Below are 22,131 nucleotides of genomic sequence, written 5' to 3' on the forward strand. Positions count from 1 at the left end.
GTCAGCCCGTCTCGACCGCAAGCTGGTCAAACTGACCCCATTCAGCCCAGGATCCATCATAGAGCGAGTGCGACTTGTGGCCGATCCGCTCCAAGGCAAGGCTGAGAATGGCGGCAGTTACGCCCGAGCCGCAGGTCGTGATCACCGGTTTGGTGCTGTCGAGACCGGCGTCGTGAAAGATCTCGCGCAGACGCGCCACGGGCTTCATCGTGCCGTCGGTGTTCAGCAGATCTTTATAATAGACGTTTCTCGAACCGGGTATGTGGCCGGCCCGCAAACCCTCGCGTGGTTCCGGTTCATCCCCTTTGAAGCGTGCGGGGCCGCGGGCATCCAGAATTAAATGATCTCCCAGCTTCGAGGCCGCGGCCACTTGCGTCACGTCACGCACAAGGTGGGCCTGACGCTGCACGGTCATGTGGCGCTCTTTCGGAATAGGCGGCAAATCTTCCGTTTCGCGCCCCTCGGCCATCCATTTGACGAGCCCGCCATCCAGCACGGCAACCTCAGTCTTTCCCATCAGGCGAAACAGCCACCAGACCCGCGCGGCGGAAAACAGACCGGCGCCGTCATAGACAACAACCTGATGCCCGTCGCCTACGCCCATCGCCCGCATCCGGGACATGAATTTTTCCACCGGCGGCGCCATATGTGGCAAGGCAGAGCGTGTGTCCGAAATCTCGTCGATGTCGAAAAAGCGTGCGCCGGGGATATGAGCGGCCCTGTATTCCGCCTGAGCGTCCCGCTTCATATCCGGCAGATACCAAGATGCATCAAGCAGCCGCAAATCGGGGTTTCTCAAATTGGTCGCCAGCCAGTCTGTGCTGACCAGAGTCTTGGGATCATCCGCCATCTACCACGCCTCCACCGCTTCCTACCGAGGTAGCTTGAGTGGCCAAAGGGTTCAAGGGATGTGGTGACCGCAGAGCCTGCGGTTTGATCGGATCGACGGGATGTTATCTGGCGAGACGGGTGCGTTCGCCCGCCGCGCGGCCTAGCCGTGATCCTTCATCAGCCGGGCTTTCTGGCGTTGCCAATCGCGCTTGGCTGAGGTTTCGCGTTTGTCAGAGAGCTTCTTGCCCTTCGCGATGCCGATCTTCAGCTTCGCCCGGCCCTTGTGGTTGAAGTAAAGCACCAGCGGGACAAGCGTCATCCCCTCACGCTGTGTGGCGGACCAGAGTTTCGCCAGTTCGCGTTTGTTCACCAGAAGTTTGCGGCGGCGGCGCTCGTCATGCTGGAACGTCTTGGCCTGTTCGTAGGGCGGAACGTAGCTGTTGACCAACCACAGCTCTCCGTCCTCGACAGCGGCGTAACTTTCGGCGATCTGGGCCTTGCCGGTGCGCAGGGATTTGACCTCTGAGCCTTCCAGCATGATGCCGCATTCGATGTCTTCCTCGATCGCGTAATCGAACCGCGCGCGCCGGTTTTCGGCGACGATCTTGTAGTTTTTTTCTTCTGCTGTCTTGGGTTTGGCCATGGTCGGGCAGAGGTAAGCGCGCCACAGACCCACGTCAATGCCGAAGGCTGCCCGAGGGACGCCTTCGGCGAGAGTATTTTAGCCAGAAAGAAGGAACTGGCCTTAGGTGATCAGACCGGCGTGGATCATGGCGTCCTTGATCATCAGGCGTGTGCCATCGTCCAGCGTTGTCAGGGGCGAGCGCACTTCGTCAGAACAGTGTCCCAAGAGCGACAGGCCGTATTTGGCCCCGGCCACGCCTGGTTCCGTGAAGATCGCTTTGTGGAGCGGCATCAAGCGATCCAGACGTTCAAGCGCATCTGTGTAATTGCCTGCCAGCGTCGCAGCCTGAAATTCGGCGCAGAGTTTCGGCGCCACGTTGGCGGTGACCGAGATGCAGCCTACGCCGCCTTGTGCATTGAAGCCTATGGCAGATGCATCCTCGCCCGAGAGCTGAACGAAATCCTTACCGCAGGTCATGCGTTGCAGTGACACGCGGGCCACGTCGCCGGTTGCATCTTTCACGCCGATGATCATTTCGTGCTTGGCCAGCTGCCCCATCGTCTCGGGCGTCATGTCCACCACAGACCGGGGCGGGATGTTGTAGATGATGATCGGCAAGCCACAGTCTGCTGCGGCCATGAAATGCGCAATCATGCCCCGCTGGGTTGGCTTGTTGTAGTAGGGTGTCACAACCAGCGCCGCATCGGCGCCCGCAGCCTTGGCGTGTTTCACCAGACGGACGGTTTCCACCGTGTTGTTGGACCCGGCGCCTGCGATGACGGGTAAGCGTCCAGCGGCGGTCTGAACGACCGTCTCGACGACAGCATCGTGTTCCTCGTGGGTCAGGGTCGGGCTTTCGCCGGTCGTGCCAACGGGCACCAGCCCGTTTGAGCCCTGATCCACGTGCCACTCTACCAGACGTTTGAGCGCGTTGAAGTCCACTGCACCGTTTTTCATCGGCGTGACCAGTGCGGGTAACGATCCCTTAAACATAACGCGTCTCCTTACTTGAGTGACTGTGTGGGCGCGCATACCGTTCACATGAAGATGCCGCAAGGCCAATCATGACCCGTTTGTGTGTTGCCGCGTGCCTGTGGGCCGCCTACACCGCAGGGACCAAGAAGTGGACCGGATCCTATGCGAGATCGTTTTTACAAGGCCCTGATAGCGTGTCTGATGGCCGCCTCATTTGGGTTTGGTGCGGCGAATGCCGCCAGCTTCAACGATGCCTTGCGGGCCGCGGAACGGGGGAATTGGACCGAGGTTGAGGCCTTGCGTGCCGGTCTTGCGGGACCTGAGTTGAACATGATCGACTGGATGCGACTGCGGGGGCAGCAGGGTACGTTTGCCGAATGCCAGCGCTTTGTCACAGCGTTTGGCGATTGGCCGGGCATGCCGTTGCTGCGCCGAAGGTGCGAGAACACTATCCCGCGTGGGGCCGACCCTGATCGGGTGTTGCAATTTTTTAAGGGCACCCAGCCGCAAACCGGAACTGGTTCTTTGCGCTATGCCGAAGCGCTCTACCGGACGGGACAGAACAGCGCCGGATCGAACGAGCTGCGCCGTGCATGGATGACTTTCGCGATGACCCAGTCGGAGCACGACGCCTATGTGACGCGCAATGGCAACACCGTGAAAGACCAACACGTCCAGCGGCTGGATATGCTGGTGTGGCGTGGTGCCCATAGCGAGGCCGAGCGCATGTTCGATCTGGTGAGCGACGACTACGTCAAGCTGGCCAAGGCGCGGATTGCGCTTCGTAAAAACGAAAAAGGCGTCGACACCTTGATCGAAGCAGTGCCGGAAAGTCTACGCGATGACGCCGGGCTTGCCTATGAGCGGTTTCTGTGGCGGCTCAGGCGTGACCGGGACGAGGCGGCAGTTGAGATCCTGATGGAGCGTTCGATCTCTGCGCTTGATTTGGGGCGTCCGTCCGCATGGGCCAAACAACGGCGCGCACTGGCGCGAGATTACATGCGCAGCGGCAAGGCCGAACAGGCTTACGCGATTGCGTCGTCTCACTATATGAAAGGCGGGTCGGATTACGCCGATCTGGAATGGTTGTCCGGTTTCCTTGCGCTGCGACAGTTGGAGGCCCCCGCTGAAGCTGTCGCGCATTTCGAGCGTTTTGGGGCCGCGGTTGCCACGCCGATCTCGCTGGGGCGTGCCGGTTACTGGTTGGGCCGCGCCCACGAGGCTTTGGGCGATGACGCTGCCGCTGCTGAGGCCTACGCCCAGGGCGCACAGTATCAAAGCAGCTTCTACGGACAACTTGCTGCAGAGCGGGCCGGTCTGCCGGCCGATCCGAACATGACAGGGCAGGGTATCTTCCCATCGTGGCGTCAGGCGTCCTTTGCGAACTCCAGCATCCTCGATGCGATCCTAGCGCTGCACGAAGCCGGTCATCGCAATCTGACAGAGCGGTTCATGTTGCATGCGGTTGAGGGATCGGACCGGGTGGCCCTAGGTCAGATGGCCGATCTGGCGTTGGAGCTGGAGGAGCCGCATATCGCGCTGATGGTCTCCAAGCTGGCCGCGCGACAGGGCTATGAGCTTTACCGGACTTACTTTCCCATCGCGACGCCCGCCGGTCTGGATTTGCCTGTCTCGCCCGAGTTTGCCCTGTCCATCGCCCGGCGCGAAAGCGAGTTTGATCCGGTCGTCGTAAGCTCCGCAGGTGCGCGCGGGTTGATGCAATTGATGCCCCGCACGGCGCAGGAGGTGGCGCGGCAGGTCGGTGAGAGCTACAGCAGCACCCGACTTTTGAGCGATCCGGTTTATAACGCCCGCCTCGGCAGCCAATATCTGGCCAATTTGTCCCGCAGGTTTGGAAACAACCCGGTGCTGATGTCGATTGCCTACAATGCAGGCCCCAGCCGGGCGAACCGCTGGATGTCCGAACTGGGCGATCCCAGATCGGACCGCGTCGATGTGGTGGACTGGATTGAATACATCCCGTTCAGCGAGACCCGAAACTACGTCATGCGCGTGACCGAAAGCTTTGCGCCCTATCGCGCACGGCTCAGCGGCCGGGTGGAGGACCCGGCGCTGACATCGGTGCTCAAACAGTAGATATGCCTTAGGCTTTTGAGCCTTTGGCCAAGGAAAAGGCGGCGCCGCCGAAAGCTGCGGTTGTGCCGGACGGGATTTTACCCCGCATGCGATGTTCACCGGTGATCACCTTCTGATCGCACACTGCCCGGCGTGCCAGACCGGGCTGCGACCCGTAACCACATAGATGTTTGCGAGAGCAAGCCCTCGCGCGGTACCGGGGCGGATATATAGCCAAGAGACCTTAGCGAACCGTATCTCAATCGTGCGGTGCCTGCCGTGCGCGGAACAGCGTGAACAGACCCGCCCCGACAACGATGGCCGCCCCGATAACGACGTTCATTTCCAACACTTCGCCGAAGATCGTCAGCCCGATAAGCGAGGCAAAGACAAGCTGCAGATAGGCAAAGGGCTGTACGGCGCTGGCTTCAGCGACCTCGTAGCATTTGATCAACAGCCAGTGTCCAAGCGCACCGGTGATGCAGAGTGATCCCATCCAGAGCCAGTCGCGCGGCGTCATCGGCTCCCAAAACCACAGACCGACGACGGTCATGGCGACGCCGCCCACGGTGCCTGTCCAGAAGAAGCTTGTGGCTGTGCTGTCCGCCCGTGCCGCGTAACGGGTCAGCAATGCGTAGAGCGCGAACATCGCGGCAGAGGTCAGAGGGATCAACGCGAGCGGCGAAAACACTGCCACGCCGGGCTGCAGGATGATCAGCACCCCCACAAACCCGATGCCGATTGCAGCCCATCTGCGCCAACCGACCCGCTCACCCAGAACCGGGCCGGACAAGGCTGCGACCAGAAGGGGATAGCTGGTGAAGATCGCATGGCTTTCGACGAGGCCCAAAAGCGTGAACGCCAGCACCATCACGCAAATTTCCGCGGCAAGAAGAAGCCCGCGAAAGGTCTGCAGGATCGGTTGACTTGTCTGAGCGGCCGCTTTCAAACCACCTGAGGCGCGCGCGGCCACGGCGACGACGAAAGCCGCGAAGAACCAGTAGCGGATCATCACCACCATCAACACGTTGTATTCGCCTGCGAGGTGGCGCGAGATGCCGTCTTGGATCGCGAAGACAAAAGTGGTTGCCACCATCAGCCAAATGCCCATGCGGGTGTTGGCCTCCGTCATTTCAGTCGCCCGACGCTCATGTGCCGCTTTCGTCCGAACCCGGGAACCCGATGGATCTCAAACCCGGCGTCTGCCAAGGCTCGCCTTACGTGGCCGGCCGCTGTGTAAGTCGCGAGGGTGCCGGAAGGCGCCGTATGGCGTCCAACGGCGGCAAGAAGTTCAGGGTCCCACAACTCCGGGTTTTTGGCGGGCGAGAACCCGTCGAGAAACCATGCGTCCGCCAGACCATCCCATGCGGGGACCATGTCCCGCGCATCACCCGGAATAATTTGTACCTCCAAACCGTCGGTCTGAATGCGGGTCTGACCGGTCGTGAATGCATTTACGACCAGATCAGTGTCCAGTTCGGGAAAAGCAGACAAGGCACGTGCGATATCGTCGGCCTCCATCGGGTAGGCCTCGAAACTGGTGAACTGTAACGTACCCGGAGTTCCTGCGGCTTGCCACGCCTGCCACGCCGTCAGAAGATTCAGCCCTGTGCCAAAGCCCAGTTCAGCAATATGGAAGCCGTCTGCAAATCGCGCGGGCAGGTCATTACCTTGCAGGAAAACATGGCGCGTTTCGTCCAGCCCATTGTCGAGCGAGTAGTAGGGATCATCAAACCGCTGGGATACCGGAACGCCGCTGGCCTTCCATTCAATCGGTTCACGCTGGCAGGTCACGGGGCTTTGTCCTACATCACAAACGTCGCGACAATGGGAGAGGGCTGCGCGCTTGTCTAGACCTGAAGTAACGGTGTTCGGCGCGGGCATATTCGGTCTGTCCGTGGCATGGTCGTGCCTGCAGCGCGGGGCGCAGGTGACGGTCGTTGACCCCGGTGGTGTAGGGGCTGGATCCAGTGGCGGGATCGTGGGCGCACTGGCGCCGCACACGCCCGAAAACTGGAACGAGAAAAAGCAGTTTCAGTTTGAAAGCCTGATCATGGCCGAGGCGTATTGGCGAGAGGTGGCGAAGGTTTCTGGGCAGAACCCGGGCTATGGTAGGCTTGGCCGTCTGCAACCTGTGCTGGATGATCACGGCCTGGAGTTGGCACGCAAGCGAGAGGTGTCTGCGCGCGAACTCTGGCAGGGGCAGGCGGGATGGTTCGTCGAGCACGCCGAAGGTCTTGGCGATTGGGCACCAGCATCACCGACGGGATGGGTGATCCGCGACACACTCAGCGCGCGTTTGCATCCAAGGCAGGCCTGCGCGGCGCTCGCGACGGCAATCAAGCGCCAAGGTGGTGTTGTTGTGACCGGAGGTGCCGCGCGGGGTTTTGTGGTCGAGGCAACAGGCTATGCTGGTCTTTTGTCCTTGTCCGATGATCTGGGCCGTACGATGGGCAACGGCGTGAAAGGGCAGGCGCTGCTTTTGGAATACGCCGCGCCTGAGAGGCCGCAGCTTTTTGCGGACGCGCTTCATATCATTCCCCATGCGGACGGGACTGTGGCTGTGGGATCAACCAGTGAGCGCGGCTGGGAGGCGCCCGCGTCTACCGATGCGCAGCTTGAGGCGGTTCACGCGCGGGCGGTTGCAGCGTTTCCCGTTTTGCAAGGGGCCCCCGTCCTCGAACGGTGGGCTGGGGTCCGCCCGCGGGCCCGGACCCGCGCGCCACTTTTGGGGCGGCACCCTATGGCATCCGACCGCTTCATTGCGAATGGTGGTTTCAAGATCGGATTCGGTATGGCCCCTAAGGTGGGGGAGGTGATGGCGGATCTGATCCTGGGCGGTGTTGATACCATCCCTGACGCGTTTCGTGTCGAGACCGCGTTGGGATAAGGCTCAACCTGCGCGGGCCTGAAGGATCAACCTACCGTCCGGGCCAGAGACCCAGAGTGCAAGGTGGTCTTGCGTTTCATTGAGATGAAAATTGGCCTCTTCCCCGTCAAAGAGCGGCGCGATTGCCCGGAACTCGAACCGGCCAAGGGTGCCCAATGTCCGCTCCGCAATAAGCATCAAGTGTTGGGCCAGAAGAGGGCCATGAACAACGAGGCCCGGATAACCTTCGATGTCTTTCGCGTAGTCGCGATCGTAGTGAATGCGGTGGCCGTTGAAGGTGAGCGCAGAGTAGCGAAAAAGCTCGGTTGGCGTGAAGGTGTGGGTTTGGGCGATGGTACCACCGTCCGGCATCAGTTGCGCTGGACGTGGGCTGTATGGCGTATCCGGGAGATAGACCAGATCCTGTTCGTCGGTGATCACCGTGCTGCCATCCTGAACGATCACATGTTCCAGTGTCACAAGCGCCAGCGTGCCTTGCTTGCCCTCTTTGAGGCCAGACCGCAGACATCTGCTGCGCTTTTCCGCCGGAGTATCGACTTTTAGCGGGGCGTGGAACGCCAGTCGGCCCCCTGCCCACATCCGGCGAAGCAATCCCAGATCAGGGATAAGCCCACCCGTCTTGGGATGCCCGTCGCGACCTAGCTCGGCCGTGGGTTGGGCGTCCCAGAAAAACACCTGATGCGCGAACGGATGGGGGACGTCGTCCTCCAGCCCCAAAACGGTGTTTAACGCACGGATGCGCGCGGCATCTATCCGGTCTGTCAGCACAAGAGCGTCGTCCATGTGGTATCCGGCGGCCCGCTATTTGATCTCGCGTTTCAGCTTGTCCATCAGCTTGGTGAGAAAGTCGATATAGCTGTCAGTGATCAACTGCCCGTCCTCGTCAAAATGGTTTGAGGCACCACCGACCAGAACTTCCGGCCCCTGCAGGATGTTCGGTTGGAACGGCACCATTTTGAGGCGAAGGTCAAACTGCGTGCGTTCGCCGCCCGCCCGGCCAGCCGTTGCGGACATGATGGCCAGGGGTTTGTCCTGCCACGGATTGCCATCCGTCCGACTGACCCAGTCGAGCGCGTTCTTCAACACACCCGGAATGCCCTTGTTGTACTCTGGCGAGGAAATAACCACCGCATCGGCGGCCGCGATCTTGTCCGAAAGCGTTTGAACCGCCGCGGGAATGCCCTTTTCCGCTTCGAGGTCTTCGTCGAACAACGGCAGGTTCAGGTCGCCCTCCGTGAACGTCGTCGCCTCGCCCAAGCGCGCGGCTTCCCGGATCAGCTTTGTGTTGAACGAGTCTTTGCGAAGTGAGCCGGAGATACCAAGAAGGGCATATTCTGTCATAGTGGTCGATCCTTTTTCGAGATTTCAGACAGTTAGGGCAGACGTTTCCTTTGTCATTGCAATTTGCGGAAAACGCTCGGAAAACGATGGCGAACGCAGGGAGTTGGCGCAATGGGATCACGGCACGGCGGACAAATACTGGCGGATCAGCTTGCCATTCAAGGCGTCAAACGGGTGTTTTCTGTGCCGGGTGAGAGCTTTCTGGCCGCGCTTGATGGTCTTTATGACAGCGGCATTGAGAACGTTGTCTGCCGTCAGGAAGGCGCTGCGGCGATGATGGCAGAAGCCCATGGCAAATTGACCAACACACCGGGCGTTCTTTTTGTAACGCGTGGCCCCGGTGCCACCAATGCCTCGTCTGGCATCCATGTGGCCCGTCAGGATTCGACGCCGATGGTGGTTTTTGTAGGACAAATCGCGCGCGGTCACCGGGATCGGGAGGCGTTTCAAGAGGTCGACTACCGGGCCATGTTCGGCCCACTTGCCAAGTGGGTCACCGAGGTGGATCAAACCGCGCGATTGCCGGAATACATCGCCCGTGCGTTTTCCGTGGCCATGTCCGGTCGTCCCGGTCCGGTTGTTCTGGCGCTGCCCGAAGACATGCTGTCTGGTCACGCCGATACACCTGATCGCCCGAAAGTGGTTCTGTCACAGGCCAAGGCGCATATGATCGATGCTGAGCGCATCGCACATGCAATGGAACAGGCGGAGCGTCCATTGGTGATCGCGGGCGGGCCCGGTTGGTCTGTGACGGCATCAGATAACCTGGCCACGTTTGCGGCAGCCTTCGATGTGCCCGTCGCGGTCCCGTTTCGCAGGCAGGACTACCTCGACAACAGGCACGTCTGCTACGTCGGCGATCTTGGTGTCGGGATGAACCCGGCCCTTGCGGCGAAGCTCAAGGATGCGGATTTCTTGCTGGCCTTGGGCACCCGGCTGGGGGACATCGCAACGGGCAGCTACGAATTGATGGACCCGGCGGCCACGGGTAAGACGATCTGCCATGTGCACCCCGAACCAGAGATGCCGGGTCTGGTGTACCACGCGGACATTCCAATCACAGCGAATGCGTCTGCGGTGCTGACCGAACTGACCGCGCTTAGCCCATCGCAAAAAGTGTCGTGGGCGAAATGGAGGGCAGGCGCGCGGGCGGCCTATGAGACGTGGCAAGCCCCGCAAGAAACCCCCGGCTCGGTAAAAATGGAACAGGTGATCGCCCATCTTTCAGAAACATTGCCCGAAAACGCGATCTTGACCAACGGTGCGGGAAACTACGCGGCCTTCCTGCATCGCTATTTTACGTTCAAGAAATCGAAAACCCAGCTGGCCCCGACCTCTGGCAGCATGGGCTACGGGTTTCCTGCCGCCATCGCCGCGAAATTGCAGCATCCCGATGTGCCAGTGATTTGCCTCGCGGGCGACGGGTGTTTTCAAATGACTCTGAATGAGATGTCGACCGCCATCCAGCACGGGGCGGCGGTTGTGGTGATTGTCGCCAACAACGGCAAATACGGCACGATCCGGATGCATCAGGAAAAGACCTATCCGGGCCGGGTCAGCGGAACGGAGCTGTCAAACCCTGATTTCGCGGCGCTGGCGCGGGCCTATGGTGGCATGGGGCAGACCGTCGAACGGACCGAGGATTTTCCCGCCGCGCTGGACAATGCGCTGGCCGCTGGAACGTTGGCCGTGATCGAGTTGAAACTTGACGACGAGGTGCTTTCGACGGGCCTCAGCCTGAGCGAAACGCGCAAACTGGGTGAGGCTGCGACCGCCTCATAGCCACTTCATCCGCCGGAATAACCAGTAGAGTGCCAGCCCGATCGCGGCTGATGTCAGGCACAACAACGCAAAGGCAAATGCCCATTCCGTTCCAGGCATGCCCGCGACATTGACCCCAAACAGCCCAGTGACAAATCCCAGCGGCAGGAAAATCGCGGCGACAACAGATAGGATATAGCTGTTGCGGCCCAGCGTCTGCGCCGCCTGAGCGTCGATGTGATCCTGCACGACCATCAACCGGTCGCGCGCGGCGTCCAGCGCCTCCACCGCTCGGGTGATCCGATCGGTGGTTCTGCGGATCGAGCCCAGCGTGTCGCCGTCCAGAAGCGGCGTGTCCAGCGCACTCAGTTTGACCATCGCGTCCCGCTGGGGACCGACAAAACGGCGCAGCTTGATCATGCGCTGGCGCAGCCGGGCCAGATCGGATCCCATGTCAGAGGTTGGGTGAAACATTGCCTCTTCCATACCGTCGGCCTGATCTTCCAGTTCCAGAACGACCCCTTCGAGCCGATCCGTCAAACCGATCGTCAGATCATCCACAAACGCGGCAATGGATGAGGGGGCGTTCCCCGCATCGCAGTCCTCTTTCACCGCCGAGAGGGCCATCAATTGACGCAGCCGGGTCGTTACAACCAGTCCCGGGGCAAGCCAGAGGCGCAGTGAAATCATGTCGTCAACGGACGCGCCGGGGTTCAGATTGACGCCGCGAAGATTCAACAGGATGCCGTCGCCCAACCGCTCGCATCGGGGCCGGGTCTCGGACTGGGCCAGCGCGGCGGCGGCCAGTTCCGGGATGCGATCAGCCAGCCAAGGTTCCAGATCCGGGGTGGCGAGGTCAAAATGGACCCATCGGTAGGCTTGGCCATCGGGCGGGATATCCGCGTCGGTGACAGGTGCTGCCCGCCCGTCATCAAAGATATCAAAGCCCCACAGAAGCTCGGGCACGCCTAGAATTCCACCCCGATCTGTGCCTTGATCCCGGACCGGAACGGATGTTTTACAAGCTCCATCTCAGTGACCAAATCAGCGATCTCGATCAATTCTTCCTTGGCGTTGCGCCCGGTCAGAACCACATGGGTCATCTCGGGTTTTTCTTCCGTCAGGAATGTAACCACCTCGTTGATGTCGACGTAATCATAGCGCAGGGCGATGTTGATCTCATCCAGCAGAACCATCTTGTGGGCCGGGTCGCGGATCAGCTCTTTCGCCTTGGCCCACGCGGCCTGCGCCATTTCCGTATCGCGGGACTTGTCCTGCGTTTCCCATGTGAAGCCTTCGCCCATTGTATGGAAGCTACAGGTTTCGGTGAACTTGCTCAGGATCAGGTCCCGTTCCCCGGTGCTCATCCCGCCTTTGATGAATTGGACGACCGCGCATTTCATGTCATGGGCGATGCAGCGGAAGATCATCCCGAACGCGGCCGAGCTTTTACCCTTTCCTTTGCCCGAATGGACGATGATTAAACCCTTCTCGTCGGTTTTGGTCGCCATGATCTTGTCGCGGGCGGCCTTCTTCTTCGCCATCTTAGTGGCGTGGCGTTCTGCATCATCGGTCATTCGAAGCACTCCTTTGGAACTCACTGAACCCTATCTGCGGACCGAGGGAAAGGCCTCACGCGCGGGCCAGCAATATGCTGGTTTCCGTATTTAACACGCCTGGGATTTCGCGCACCTCCCGCAGGATCCGGTCGAAACTTTGCAGGTCCTCCGCCTCGATCCGCGCGACCATGTCCCAAGCGCCATTGGTCGAGTGCAATTCGATGATTTGTGCCAGATTGCGCAGGGCGCGCGTGACGGCGCGCGACATCGGTCCCTGCACAGCGATTGTCATGATCGCATGTATCGCATCTGTGTCCCCGCTTTGAAGTTCGACTGTGAAGCGCTGGATTGTGCCGCTGGACACCAGTCGATCAAGCCGGGTTTGGATGGTGGCCCGGGCGACGCCCAAATCCGCCGCCAGCGTGGTGACGGAGGCCCGTGCATTTTGCCGAAGCGCGGCGATCAAATTGCGATCTGTCTGGTCAAGATCTATCATTTTGTCCATTTTGCATATCACTATGATTTAAACAAATGGCAATTTGATCGCTTTGTATGGATCACGAGGTTCAAATTGCAGGCTATGGTCCTCGCGAACCATCGGAGATTTTCATGAAACAGATGTCCTGCGCCTTGGTCGGCGCGCCGGTCCAATCGGGCAGCGCGACCCCCGGATGCCTTATGGGCCCGGATGCCTACAGAACTGCCGGGCTGGCGGAGGTATTGCAGACCCTTGGTCACCGTGTCACCGACCGGGGAAATGTGGCTCAGGCAGAGATCAAGGACCTGACTCATGACAACGCCGCCGTGCACCATTTGACCGACATTGTCGCTTGGGCCGACGCACTGGAGGGTGCGGCCTATGAGGCAGCGTCGGCGGTGGATATGCCGATCTTTCTGGGCGGTGATCATGCCTTGGCCATCGGAACGGTCCCCGGTGTTGCGCGCCACGCGGCAGAGGCCGGTAAGCCGCTTTTCGTATTGTGGCTTGATGCTCACCCGGACATTCACACGCCTGACACGACCACCAGCGGCAATCTGCATGGTACGCCCGTCGCGTACTTCCTCGGCATGGATGGGTTTGATGGCGTTTACCCGGCGCTCAAGACCCGCGTTGCGCCGGAAAACGTCTGCATGATGGGCATCCGCTCCGTTGATCCGGCTGAAAACGCAGCACTGACCGCGCAGGGTGTCGAGGTACATGACATGCGCGCCATTGACGAGCACGGCATTATCAAGCCGTTGCGTGCCTTTTTGGACCGGGTCCGGTCGGCTGACGGGGCCCTGCATGTCAGCCTAGACGTGGACTTCTTGGATCCGACCATTGCGCCTGCGGTCGGCACGACGGTGCCAGGGGGCGCAACCTTCCGCGAAGCGCATCTGATCATGGAGACGCTGTGCGACAGCGGACTGGTCACCTCCCTCGATATGGTTGAACTGAACCCCTTTCTGGACGATCGCGGGCGCACTGCAAAACTGATGGTCGATCTGTGTGCAAGCCTTCTGGGCCGCACCGTTCTTGACCGCCCAACCCGGAGTTTCTGATGACCGATGCCCTTGCCCCCTCCGCCTTGGCGATGGTGCCGTTTGTCAGCGTCGATGACATGCTGAAGCTTGTGAATGCCATCGGACCCGCCCGGATGATGGCCGAAATCGCGGATTACATAGAAGCTGATTTCAAACGGTGGGAACAGTTCGATAAAACACCCCGTGTTGCCGCACATTCCGATGAGGGCGTGATTGAACTCATGCCGACCTCTGACGGGGAAACCTATGGCTTCAAGTATGTCAACGGCCACCCCGCCAACATGGCGCGGGGGTTTCAGACCGTCACGGCGTTTGGCGTTCTGGCGCGGGTCGACAACGGCTACCCGGTGTTGCTATCGGAAATGACGATCCTGACGGCACTGCGAACGGCCGCGACGTCGGCCATGGCCGCAGGTCATCTGGCCCCGAAGGACGCGAAAACCATGGCGATGATTGGCAACGGCGCTCAATGTGAATTCCAGGCTCTGGCGTTTCGCGAAGTTCTTGGGATCGAGACCGTACGCCTGTTCGACATCGACGGCGCGGCAACCGAGAAGGCGGCCCGCAATCTAGCCGACAGTGGTTTACGGGTCGTCTCCTGCGCTACACCGGAGGAGGCCGTGACCAGCGCCGAGATCATCACCACCTGCACGGCGGACAAGCAGTACGCCACCATCCTGACCGATAACATGGTCGGCACCGGGGTTCATATCAACGCCATCGGTGGGGACTGCCCGGGCAAGACAGAACTGCATCGCGATATCCTCCTACGCTCTGATATTTTCGTGGAGTATCCGCCCCAGACCCGCATTGAGGGGGAGATCCAGCAGCTGGATGCAGATCACCCGGTCACGGAACTGTGGCGGGTGGTTGTGGGCCAACAGACCGGACGGGCCAGCGCCGATCAGATCACGCTGTTCGACAGTGTGGGCTTTGCGACGGAAGATTTTAGCGCGTTGCGATATGTCCGCGATCAGCTTGAGGGGCAGGGATGCTATCAACTGCTCGACATGCTGGCCGATCCAGATGATCCACGCGATCTGTTTGGCATGGTGATGCGGGCCGCCGGCTAAAGGAAAAGTCCTGCGATATAGGGTGCAATGAGGGCGGTCAGTAACGCGTTGAGCCCCATGCCGATACCTGCGAAAGCACCCGCAGTCTCATTGACCTGAAACGCCCGTGCGGTTCCGATCCCATGGGCCGCGACGCCAGTGGCGAACCCACGCGCGCGCCAGTCTTTCACTCGCAACAGGTTGAGCAAAGGCGTTACGACGATGGCGCCGATGATGCCGGTCAGGATGACCAGAACAGCGGTCAATGTGGGCGATCCGCCGATTTGTTCCGAGATGCCCAAGGCCACGGGCGCGGTCGTTGATTTGGGTACCAGTGACAGAAGCGTCGCGCCGTCCAGACCCATCGCCCAGCCAATGGCAACAGCACTGAGCATCGCGGTCAGCGACCCGATGAGAAGCGCTGCAATCATAGGCAAGGCCATACGTCGCACCTGCGCCAGATTGCCGAAGAGCGGCACCGCCAGCGCAACAGTGGCAGGGCCAAGCATGAAGTGAACGAACTGGGCGCCCTCAAAATAGGTTGCGTAATCCGTTGTCGTTACGTGCAGCATCACCGCCAATAGGATGACGGCCAGCAGAACCGGGTTTGCCCAAGGTTGGCGGCCTGTCGCGCGAAAGATGCCGTCACCTATGAGGTAGGCCACCAGCGTTGCGGTCAGCCACAGCAGCGGGCCTTCTGATAGGTAGGACCAGATCTCAATCATCGGCGTCATCCTCGCCCGCCAAAAGCGCGAAGGTCAACGCGCCCGCTGCGATGGCCAGAACGGTGCTCAGCAGAAGGGCGAGAAACAACGCGACCCCGTTTGTACCCAGCTTGTCCAGATGCCCGATGATGCCCACCCCCGCTGGCACAAACAGCAAGGATAGATGAGACAGCAGGCCGCTGGTCGTGGGTTGGACCTCGGTCGCGGTTTTTGGCCGTGCAATCATGAGAACCAGAAACAGCGCCATCCCAAGCACCGGCCCGGGCAGCGGCAACTCGAACCCGCGGGCCAAGGCCTCCCCCATGAGTTGGAACAGCAACAACAGCGCGATGTGGAAGATCATGGCGGCCCGCCCAATGAAGAATGCTTCGACGTGGCCTTGGTATCAGGTTTTGGCGGCCTTGTCGGTGATCGGTCTCATGGCATCACGTTCCGGTCAGGCTGTCCAGCAGCGCCCGCGCAGAGTTCGATTTGGGCACCCAGAGCCCCCGCTCGATCGCTTCCTGAAAGCGCTCCGCCATTTCGCGCAGGGCGGGGGCGTTGTGTTCGGCGATGAAATCGCGGGTTGGCTCATCCTCCAGAAACGCCGTGTGGACCAGATCGAAATGGTGGTTCTGCACGGCCCCCGTCGTGGCCGCGAAAGCGAAGAGATAATCCAGCGTCGCAGCCATCTCGAACGCGCCTTTGTAGCCGTGCCGCTTCACGCCCTCAATCCACTTTGGGTTGACCACACGAGACCGGACCACGCGTCCGATCTCATCTTCAAGCGTGCGAATGACGGGGCGGTCCGGGCGGGAATGATCGTTGTGATAGATTGGCCGGTCCCGCCCCTGAAGCGTCGTCACGGCCGCCGCGGCGCCCCCTTCGAACTGATAGTAGTCGTCGCTGTCCAGAATGTCGTGTTCGCGGTTGTCCTGATTCTGGACGATGGCTTCGGTCTGGGACAGGCGCCGCTCGAATGCTGCCCGGTTCTGGTCGCCCTCGCTGTCCTTGCCATAGGCATAGCTGCCCCAGGTCAGGTAGGCGTCTGCCAGATCGGCCTTGTCTGCCCAGAGACGCTCGTCAATCATCGCTTGAAGGCCCGCGCCGTAGGCCCCGGGTTTCGAGCCGAAGACACGGTGCGCCTCGCCCTCCTCCTGAAAGCGAGCGGCGGCGGGGTTCTGATCCTGTGGCTCATCCAACGCCATGACGGCCCGCGCTGCGCTGTCTACCAGCGCCACCAGTTGTGGGAACGCATCCCGGAAAAAACCGGAGATGCGCAAGGTGACATCAACCCGCGGGCGGCCCAGAACACCGGCAGGCAGCACCTCGAATCCGGTCACGCGGCGGTTGGCACTGTCCCATGTGGGCTTGACGCCCATCAGGGCCAGACATTGCGCGATGTCATCGCCGCCTGTCCGCATGTTCGCGGTGCCCCACGCCGTCAAAAGCATCGTGCGGGGCCAGTCGCCATGGGTTTGCAGGTGCTTTTCGATCAGCAGGTTTGCTGATTTCCAGCCAAGGGCCCATGCGGTCGGCGTGGGAACGGCGCGGCTGTCGACACTGTAGAAATTCCGGCCGGTCGGCAAAACATCCAGACGCCCACGTGTGGGCGCGCCGGAGGGCGCCGGGGCGACGAAATGCCCTTTGAGGGCGGTGAGAAGGCCCGCCCCTTCCCTGGGCCCACAGGCGGCCACTGTGGGCATGACGTGGGCGCGGATGTGGTTGAGCACAGCCTGACTTGACGGCCCCGTGGCGGGCATAAAGTGATCCAAATGTGCTGCCGCCAGACGCTCCAGACGCTCAACGGCGTCTCCGGCTGTGCGCCAGGTGTCGTCAGAGATATCCGCCAGTGCCTTTGGGCGCGGTCCGGTCCACGGCGCAGCCATGTCGCAATCGAGCGGGTCAAAGCCCAGTGTCAGATCCTCCGCCAGCGCGCGGATCAGAGAGGCGTCTGGTCCAGTCCCGTCGCCACGTGGCACACGGGTAAGCGCGATAGCGAGGTCGCGGGCAAGATCACCGCCCGGTGCTTGTCCGAAGACATGCAACCCGTCGCGGATTTGCGCTTCTTTCAGTTCGCATAGGTATGCGTCGAGCTTGGCCAGATCGCCGTCCGCGTCACCTACGAACCCAGCGTCCCGATCCAGTCCGGTTGTCGCCGTAAGGCTCAAGATTTCACGGCGCAAGTGCTCGATCCGACGCGGATCCACACCGGCCGCCTCGTAGTATTCGTCCACCAGCGCTTCCAGATCGCGCAGCGGTCCGTAGGTTTCGGCGCGGGTCAGGGGCGGGGTCAGGTGGTCGATGATGACGGCTTGCGTGCGCCGCTTGGCCTGCGTGCCTTCGCCGGGGTCGTTGACGATGAACGGGTAGATATGGGGCATCGGACCCAACACCGCTTCGGGCAGACAGGTGTCGCTGAGGGCCGTTGCCTTTCCGGGAAGCCATTCGAGGTTGCCGTGCTTGCCCATATGAACAACAGCGTGTGCTTTCCAGTGGTGTCGCAGCCAGAAATAGAAGGCCAGATAGTTGTGGGGCGGCACGAGATCTGGTGAGTGGTATGTCTCTGTTGGATCAATGTTATAGCCGCGGGCGGGTTGCAGCCCGACGACGACCTGCCCGAACCGGTGGATCGACAGTTTCGCGCCTTCTGCGTCGAAAAATGGATCGACCTCGGGTGGTCCCCAGCGGTCTTCGATTTGCTGCCGGACGGCCAGCGGCAGCGCGCTGTAATGAGCATTATAGATCGCAAGCGGCAAGCGTTCTCCGCCTTTGGTCGCGGCCCGGTCCGTCAACCAATTGGTCGGTCCGGCCATGATCTGGTCCATCAGCGCCTTACTGTCTGCAGGTGGGGCGGTGTCATAGCCTTCGGCCGCCAGAAGCCGCAGGGCTTCGATGGTGGAGGCCGGGGTATCCAGACCGACCCCGTTGGCAAGCCGTCCGTCTTTGTTGGGGTAGTTTGCAAGCACGAGCGCGACGCGTTTCTCAGGCGTAGGCGTATGGCGCAGTTTGGCCCAGTTTGCGGCCAGCGCGGCGACAAAGCTGACCCGGTCACCGCGTGCGCGGTAGGTTGCGATGGGGCATTGGGTGGCCTCGTCGAAAAACGCCTCACCCTTGAAGCTGATGGCGCGGGACAGGATGCGGCCATCGACCTCGGGCAGCGCCACATTCATCGCGATGTCCCGCGCGCTGAGCCCTGCTGCGCTATCCTCCCAAGCCTCTTCCGATACGGCGGCCAGAACGACTTGAAATATGGGCGCCTCATTGATCTGCAGCGGGTTGTCGGTTTGCGAATCCCCTGCATGGGGCGAGGCGACCGCGAAGGACGTGCAGTTCAGGATCACATCGGGGGCGGCGTGCCGGAAGATCTCGGACAGCGTGGCTTGGGAGACCGGATCCTTGAGTGAGGCCACGAAAACCGGCAGCGGGTTCAGCCCCTCTCGCAACAGCGCCTTGGTCAGCCGGTTAATCGGGTGAAGCCCGGCACCTTGTACCAAAGCGCGGTAAAAGACGATCGGCACAATCGGCGCGTCGGTCTTCCAATGCGCGCGGACCACGGTCAGATCGGACAGTCCGGCCCCCGGCCAATACACCCCGGCCCGCAGCAAGGGCGCAGCGGACAAGGGGACGTCGCCTCCGTCCAGCAATGCGCGCGCATATCGCAGGAAATTCGCCGCGTTCTCTGGCCCGCCTTCGACAAGATAGGCCCATAGCGCGTCGTAATCCGCGTCGGCTACGGTCGAGAGCGCGCGCAGGTCTGCATCTGGTTTGTCATCGCCCGGCAAGGCAACAAAGGGGACGCCAGCGGCATGAAGATGGGCGGCGTACTGTTCCAGACCATAGCGCCAGTAACCGGTTCCGCCCAGCACACGCGCGATCACAAGGCGCGATTTGGTGGCGCAGGCCTCGATATGCAGATCGACGGAAAGTGGGTGTTGCAGATGGTTGAGGCTGGCCAGGCGTAGCGATGGCGGGGCCTGCATTTCCGCGCGGGCGGCGGACAGCGCCGCAAGCTCGGTATCGGCGGCGGAGATAAAGACGATGTCAGCAGGTGTCTGCGCGAGATCAACAGGCTCTGACCCGTCGTCGATGGCACCTGGCGTTGCTGCAAGCAGATGCATGTCAGGTCAGCGGCTTTTCCATGAACACGCTGCTCGCGCCCTCATCATAGTCGCCGAAAGCGCCACAATCGCGGAACCCGTGGCGGCGGTAGAGGCCGTGCGCCGCATGCAGCGTATCGCCGGTTTCAAGCTTTATCAGGGGCAGTTTCAGCATGCGCGCGTGATCTTCCAGTTGGCGCATCAGGGCATCTGCGGCACCGGTCCCCCGTGCCTCGGGCTTCACGAACATGGACTTCACCTCGCCATAGGAAGGTCGTTCTGCCAGCGCGGCGCATCCCAGCATTTGCGTGCTGCGGCGGACGATAAAGAAATGTATGTCCGGTGCGGTCAAAGCGCCTGCATCGAGGTAGTGGTTGTCCTCGGGCGGGAATAAGCTCTCCATCAACGCATGATGGGCCTGCAAAAGCGCCAAAGCCTCGGGACTTAGGGGGTCACCTGCCTCGACGATCAAGGTCATGCGGACAGCGCAGCTTCGATGGCGAGACGGTCCAGACCGGACTGCCCGATGACGACCAGCTTGGTTTCGCGCGGGGCGGTGCCCAGAGGTTGATCGAAATAGCTATCGACCCGTGGTCCAACGGCTTGAAGGGTCAGGCGCATCGGCTTGCCTTCCACCGCAGCGAAACCTTTCAGGCGCAGTATGTCATGGTCCCGGATCACATCGGAGAGTTGTTTCGCAAAAGCTGCCGGATCGCGAATTTCAGACCGCGTGACCACGAAGCTCTCGAAATCGTCGTGGTCGTGATGATGGTCGTCGTGGTGGTGATCCTCATCATGATCGTGGTGGTGATGGTGCACCTCATGACGGGCGGCCAGATCATCCTCGGCCCCGATGCCTTGACCCAACAGAACGTCCACCGGCAGTTGACCCATGGAGGTGCGAACGACCTGCACCCCATCCCGGCTGTCGGCTTTCAGGGTGCTAACCAAACCATCGGCTTCGCCCTCGCTCAGAAGATCCGACTTGTTGACCACGATCATATCGGCGCAGGCCACCTGATCCTCGAACAACTCAGACAGGGGTGTTTCGTGGTCGAGGTTCTCGTCCTGTACCCGCTGCGCGTCTACCGCCGCGACGTTGTGCGCAAAGCGCCCTTCGCTGACGGCTTTGCCATCGACAACCGTGACAACCCCATCGACGGTGACTCTGGTGGAGATTTCGGGCCAATTGAACGCGCGCACCAGAGGTTGCGGCAAGGCCAATCCGGAGGTTTCGATCACGATGTGGTCGGGCTTGTCCTCCCGCGCCAGAAGTTTCTCCAGGGTCGGGATGAAGTCCTCGGCGACGGTGCAGCAGATGCAGCCATTCGACAGCTCCATGACGTCATCTTCGGTACAGGTCTCATCGCCGCAGCCCTTCAGAATATCGCCGTCGACGCCCAGATCGCCAAACTCGTTGATAATCAGGGCGATGCGCTTGCCGTCGGCATTCTGCAGCATGTGACGGATGAGGGTGGTTTTGCCGGCGCCCAGAAAGCCTGTGACGACGGTGGCGGGGATTTTGGCGGACATCAGGATGCCTCCTCTTGGTGGGACCAGACAGTCGCGGCAATCAGGCCGAGCAGACACCACGAAAGGGCGGACGTCCCCAAGGATCGCGCTGCAAAATGGGCGGAGAGTTCAGGGGGTGCAACACCGTAATAAGTGTCCAGATGCGGCGCGCCAACAATGTGCGGTGCCAAGATTAGCGCCGTTGCGATGATCCACGACAGCGTCCCGCGTCCGAAGGCGATCAGCGCAAGCGCGACCGTCGTCGCGATGACAGTGCCCAGCCACCACGCTTGCCGCATCTCCACCTCAGGCGCCACAGTGCCGGGCAGTTCCGGCGACAGACCCACGGCGGGGGCAAGTTGTACGGCGATGAAGCCACACAGGCCCCAGATCAGGCCTGCCCGCGGGGTAACCACGTGGCCAGCGCGGGTGGCCAAGGCAAAGCCGGCCGCCATCAGAAAGCCAAAGGCGGTAAATGTCACGATGCCAAAGCCCGCTGTCGTCAGGTGCCGAACAGGCTCGTCCATCAGCGAGGGCGGTCCGGCCTCGGATTGGGGGGACCCGTCTGCGGCGAAATGCACACGTGCGCCCGTCTCAAACAACTCGCCTTCCAGAAGAAGGGGCGTCATCAGCCACAACTGGACAGCGGCAGCGAGTACGCCTACCGCAACCCCAGCGAACACTGCGCTGGTCAAAATATGTTTTAGCATGGCTTAGTGGCAGGGAAACGCCATGGCGTGGCGCTGGTCGTGGGCTGTGTCGTGCAGCACGGTGGCTTGGGCAAACCCTGCGGCGAACAGCAGGAACAGGCCCAGAAGCGCGGCCGTGGCAATGCCTATAAGATCGCTGTCGATCCGGCTTTGCGGTTGCGCCTTGGCGATGACTTTGACGTCGTTTTTCATTTTCTTCGTCTCCTTGACCCGTCACACCCGACGGGCGGTTCCATGACACAAGGCTGGTCTCCTGGCTTGCGGGTCAGGGCGCTGCGTCGGCCTTCCCGGAGTTGCCTCCAGTGGCATCATCGACGGGCGCTCACCGCTTACAGTCGCGGGGGCGGCTGTGGTTTTGGGCCCCGAATTGGGTCGCTCTCACCACATTCCCATTTGATCCCTGCCGAGCTTGGTCCGGCTTGGGAACCTTGTGGCCAAGACTGTGCGTCGGGACAGCCGCGAGGGTCAAGC

22 protein-coding genes and 1 riboswitch are annotated in these 22,131 nt (G+C 61.2%); of the genes, 5 read left to right on the forward strand and 17 right to left on the reverse strand.

Going from position 1 to position 22,131, the window contains the following annotated elements:
• Position 1 precedes the first annotated feature (1 nt).
• The 3 genes from sseA to dapA form a co-directional block, all read right to left on the reverse strand.
• Complete coding sequence (gene sseA / locus KIN_RS10220) at positions 2-850, reverse strand: 3-mercaptopyruvate sulfurtransferase (RefSeq protein WP_159806564.1); 849 nt, start codon at positions 848-850, stop codon at positions 2-4.
• 141 nt (positions 851-991) lie between these two features.
• Positions 992-1,474 carry an SsrA-binding protein SmpB gene (smpB, locus tag KIN_RS10225; protein ID WP_159806566.1) on the reverse strand — a complete coding sequence of 161 codons (483 nt, stop codon included), beginning with the start codon at positions 1,472-1,474 and terminating at the stop codon, positions 992-994.
• A 102-nt stretch (positions 1,475-1,576) separates the two neighbouring features.
• Positions 1,577-2,449 carry a 4-hydroxy-tetrahydrodipicolinate synthase gene (dapA, locus tag KIN_RS10230; RefSeq protein WP_159806568.1) on the reverse strand — a complete coding sequence of 291 codons (873 nt, stop codon included), beginning with the start codon at positions 2,447-2,449 and terminating at the stop codon, positions 1,577-1,579.
• 144 nt (positions 2,450-2,593) lie between these two features.
• Between dapA and KIN_RS10235 the strand changes: the two genes are divergently transcribed.
• Positions 2,594-4,528 carry a lytic transglycosylase domain-containing protein gene (locus KIN_RS10235; RefSeq protein ID WP_159806570.1) on the forward strand — a complete coding sequence of 645 codons (1,935 nt, stop codon included), beginning with the start codon at positions 2,594-2,596 and terminating at the stop codon, positions 4,526-4,528.
• A gap of 238 nt (positions 4,529-4,766) precedes the next feature.
• Here the strand turns inward: KIN_RS10235 and KIN_RS10240 are convergent, their stop codons facing one another.
• Together KIN_RS10240 and mnmC2 are read right to left on the reverse strand one after the other, a co-directional pair.
• A complete protein-coding gene (locus KIN_RS10240) occupies positions 4,767-5,639 on the reverse strand; it encodes a DMT family transporter (protein WP_159806572.1) in 873 nt (290 codons plus the stop codon).
• Entirely contained in the window at positions 5,636-6,301 is a 666-nt protein-coding gene (gene mnmC2 / locus KIN_RS10245) for a tRNA (5-methylaminomethyl-2-thiouridine)(34)-methyltransferase MnmC2 (protein WP_243144888.1), read from the reverse strand. The genes KIN_RS10240 and mnmC2 overlap by 4 nt, the downstream gene beginning before the upstream one ends.
• 52 nt (positions 6,302-6,353) lie before the next feature.
• Between mnmC2 and KIN_RS10250 the strand changes: the two genes are divergently transcribed.
• The gene (locus tag KIN_RS10250) at positions 6,354-7,397 is read left to right on the forward strand and encodes an NAD(P)/FAD-dependent oxidoreductase (RefSeq protein WP_159806576.1); all 1,044 of its coding nucleotides are present in this window, start codon (positions 6,354-6,356) and stop codon (positions 7,395-7,397) included.
• A 3-nt stretch (positions 7,398-7,400) separates the two neighbouring features.
• Here KIN_RS10250 and KIN_RS10255 read toward each other — a convergent pair whose 3' ends face one another.
• Positions 7,401-8,180, reverse strand: a complete 780-nt coding sequence (locus KIN_RS10255) for an HTD2 family dehydratase (RefSeq protein ID WP_159806578.1) — start codon at positions 8,178-8,180, stop codon at positions 7,401-7,403.
• Positions 8,181-8,198: 18 nt separating this feature from the next.
• Positions 8,199-8,738 carry an NADPH-dependent FMN reductase gene (locus KIN_RS10260; RefSeq protein WP_159806580.1) on the reverse strand — a complete coding sequence of 180 codons (540 nt, stop codon included), beginning with the start codon at positions 8,736-8,738 and terminating at the stop codon, positions 8,199-8,201.
• 111 nt (positions 8,739-8,849) lie between these two features.
• On the opposite strand from KIN_RS10260, the gene KIN_RS10265 reads away from it, so the two are divergent.
• Positions 8,850-10,520 (forward strand): thiamine pyrophosphate-binding protein, encoded by a 1,671-nt coding sequence (locus KIN_RS10265; protein ID WP_159806582.1) that lies wholly within the window; start codon positions 8,850-8,852, stop codon positions 10,518-10,520.
• Here the strand turns inward: KIN_RS10265 and KIN_RS10270 are convergent.
• From KIN_RS10270 to KIN_RS10280, 3 genes are read right to left on the reverse strand one after another with little or no spacing between them, the layout of a single operon-like run.
• The gene (locus KIN_RS10270) at positions 10,515-11,465 is read right to left on the reverse strand and encodes a zinc transporter ZntB (RefSeq protein WP_243144889.1); all 951 of its coding nucleotides are present in this window, start codon (positions 11,463-11,465) and stop codon (positions 10,515-10,517) included. The two genes, KIN_RS10265 and KIN_RS10270, sit on opposite strands and share 6 nt — an antisense overlap.
• Positions 11,466-11,467: 2 nt before the next feature.
• Positions 11,468-12,076: a cob(I)yrinic acid a,c-diamide adenosyltransferase gene (gene cobO, locus KIN_RS10275; RefSeq protein ID WP_159806584.1), complete on the reverse strand. Its 609-nt coding sequence runs from the start codon at positions 12,074-12,076 to the stop codon at positions 11,468-11,470.
• 55 nt (positions 12,077-12,131) lie between these two features.
• Positions 12,132-12,563: an Lrp/AsnC family transcriptional regulator gene (locus KIN_RS10280; protein ID WP_243144890.1), complete on the reverse strand. Its 432-nt coding sequence runs from the start codon at positions 12,561-12,563 to the stop codon at positions 12,132-12,134.
• Between the two features lie 104 nt (positions 12,564-12,667).
• On the opposite strand from KIN_RS10280, the gene rocF reads away from it, so the two are divergent.
• Positions 12,668-13,600, forward strand: a complete 933-nt coding sequence (gene rocF / locus KIN_RS10285) for an arginase (RefSeq protein ID WP_207710124.1) — start codon at positions 12,668-12,670, stop codon at positions 13,598-13,600.
• On the forward strand, positions 13,600-14,655 hold the full coding sequence (gene ocd / locus KIN_RS10290; protein ID WP_159806586.1) for an ornithine cyclodeaminase: 1,056 nt from the start codon (positions 13,600-13,602) through the stop codon (positions 14,653-14,655). The genes rocF and ocd overlap by 1 nt, the downstream gene beginning before the upstream one ends.
• Here ocd and KIN_RS10295 read toward each other — a convergent pair.
• The 7 genes from KIN_RS10295 to KIN_RS10325 form a co-directional block, all read right to left on the reverse strand.
• Positions 14,652-15,368: an LrgB family protein gene (locus KIN_RS10295; RefSeq protein ID WP_159806588.1), complete on the reverse strand. Its 717-nt coding sequence runs from the start codon at positions 15,366-15,368 to the stop codon at positions 14,652-14,654. The genes ocd and KIN_RS10295 overlap by 4 nt on opposite strands.
• Positions 15,352-15,702, reverse strand: a complete 351-nt coding sequence (locus tag KIN_RS10300) for a CidA/LrgA family protein (protein ID WP_159806590.1) — start codon at positions 15,700-15,702, stop codon at positions 15,352-15,354. The genes KIN_RS10295 and KIN_RS10300 overlap by 17 nt, the downstream gene beginning before the upstream one ends.
• Positions 15,703-15,784: 82 nt before the next feature.
• Positions 15,785-19,459: a cobaltochelatase subunit CobN gene (gene cobN / locus KIN_RS10305; RefSeq protein ID WP_159806592.1), complete on the reverse strand. Its 3,675-nt coding sequence runs from the start codon at positions 19,457-19,459 to the stop codon at positions 15,785-15,787.
• A gap of 1 nt (position 19,460) precedes the next feature.
• Positions 19,461-19,916 (reverse strand): GNAT family N-acetyltransferase, encoded by a 456-nt coding sequence (locus KIN_RS10310; protein WP_159806594.1) that lies wholly within the window; start codon positions 19,914-19,916, stop codon positions 19,461-19,463.
• Positions 19,913-20,971: a cobalamin biosynthesis protein CobW gene (gene cobW / locus KIN_RS10315; RefSeq protein WP_159806596.1), complete on the reverse strand. Its 1,059-nt coding sequence runs from the start codon at positions 20,969-20,971 to the stop codon at positions 19,913-19,915. Before cobW ends, KIN_RS10310 begins: the two co-directional genes overlap by 4 nt.
• Positions 20,971-21,660, reverse strand: a complete 690-nt coding sequence (locus tag KIN_RS10320; protein WP_159806598.1) for a CbtA family protein — start codon at positions 21,658-21,660, stop codon at positions 20,971-20,973. Before KIN_RS10320 ends, cobW begins: the two co-directional genes overlap by 1 nt.
• 3 nt (positions 21,661-21,663) lie before the next feature.
• A complete protein-coding gene (locus KIN_RS10325) occupies positions 21,664-21,852 on the reverse strand; it encodes a CbtB domain-containing protein (protein ID WP_159806600.1) in 189 nt (62 codons plus the stop codon).
• A gap of 34 nt (positions 21,853-21,886) precedes the next feature.
• Positions 21,887-22,106, reverse strand: a riboswitch (cobalamin riboswitch).
• Between the last annotated feature and the right edge of the window lie 25 nt (positions 22,107-22,131).

It is taken from the genome of Litoreibacter roseus, assembly GCF_009811795.1.
Lineage (GTDB): Bacteria > Pseudomonadota > Alphaproteobacteria > Rhodobacterales > Rhodobacteraceae > Litoreibacter > Litoreibacter roseus.

Bases quoted from the DNA above. Each gene is read 5' to 3' on its own strand.
- sseA (WP_159806564.1), bottom strand. From the start codon at position 850: ATGGCGGATGATCCCAAGACTCTGGTCAGCACAGACTGGCTGGCGACC.
- smpB (WP_159806566.1), bottom strand. From the start codon at position 1,474: ATGGCCAAACCCAAGACAGCAGAAGAAAAAAACTACAAGATCGTCGCC.
- dapA (WP_159806568.1), bottom strand. From the start codon at position 2,449: ATGTTTAAGGGATCGTTACCCGCACTGGTCACGCCGATGAAAAACGGT.
- KIN_RS10235 (WP_159806570.1), top strand. From the start codon at position 2,594: ATGCGAGATCGTTTTTACAAGGCCCTGATAGCGTGTCTGATGGCCGCC.
- KIN_RS10240 (WP_159806572.1), bottom strand. From the start codon at position 5,639: ATGACGGAGGCCAACACCCGCATGGGCATTTGGCTGATGGTGGCAACC.
- KIN_RS10255 (WP_159806578.1), bottom strand. From the start codon at position 8,180: ATGGACGACGCTCTTGTGCTGACAGACCGGATAGATGCCGCGCGCATC.
- KIN_RS10260 (WP_159806580.1), bottom strand. From the start codon at position 8,738: ATGACAGAATATGCCCTTCTTGGTATCTCCGGCTCACTTCGCAAAGAC.
- KIN_RS10265 (WP_159806582.1), top strand. From the start codon at position 8,850: ATGGGATCACGGCACGGCGGACAAATACTGGCGGATCAGCTTGCCATT.
- cobO (WP_159806584.1), bottom strand. From the start codon at position 12,076: ATGACCGATGATGCAGAACGCCACGCCACTAAGATGGCGAAGAAGAAG.
- KIN_RS10280 (WP_243144890.1), bottom strand. From the start codon at position 12,563: ATGGACAAAATGATAGATCTTGACCAGACAGATCGCAATTTGATCGCC.
- rocF (WP_207710124.1), top strand. From the start codon at position 12,668: ATGAAACAGATGTCCTGCGCCTTGGTCGGCGCGCCGGTCCAATCGGGC.
- ocd (WP_159806586.1), top strand. From the start codon at position 13,600: ATGACCGATGCCCTTGCCCCCTCCGCCTTGGCGATGGTGCCGTTTGTC.
- KIN_RS10295 (WP_159806588.1), bottom strand. From the start codon at position 15,368: ATGACGCCGATGATTGAGATCTGGTCCTACCTATCAGAAGGCCCGCTG.
- KIN_RS10300 (WP_159806590.1), bottom strand. From the start codon at position 15,702: ATGATCTTCCACATCGCGCTGTTGTTGCTGTTCCAACTCATGGGGGAG.
- cobN (WP_159806592.1), bottom strand. From the start codon at position 19,459: ATGCATCTGCTTGCAGCAACGCCAGGTGCCATCGACGACGGGTCAGAG.
- KIN_RS10310 (WP_159806594.1), bottom strand. From the start codon at position 19,916: ATGACCTTGATCGTCGAGGCAGGTGACCCCCTAAGTCCCGAGGCTTTG.
- cobW (WP_159806596.1), bottom strand. From the start codon at position 20,971: ATGTCCGCCAAAATCCCCGCCACCGTCGTCACAGGCTTTCTGGGCGCC.
- KIN_RS10320 (WP_159806598.1), bottom strand. From the start codon at position 21,660: ATGCTAAAACATATTTTGACCAGCGCAGTGTTCGCTGGGGTTGCGGTA.
- KIN_RS10325 (WP_159806600.1), bottom strand. From the start codon at position 21,852: ATGAAAAACGACGTCAAAGTCATCGCCAAGGCGCAACCGCAAAGCCGG.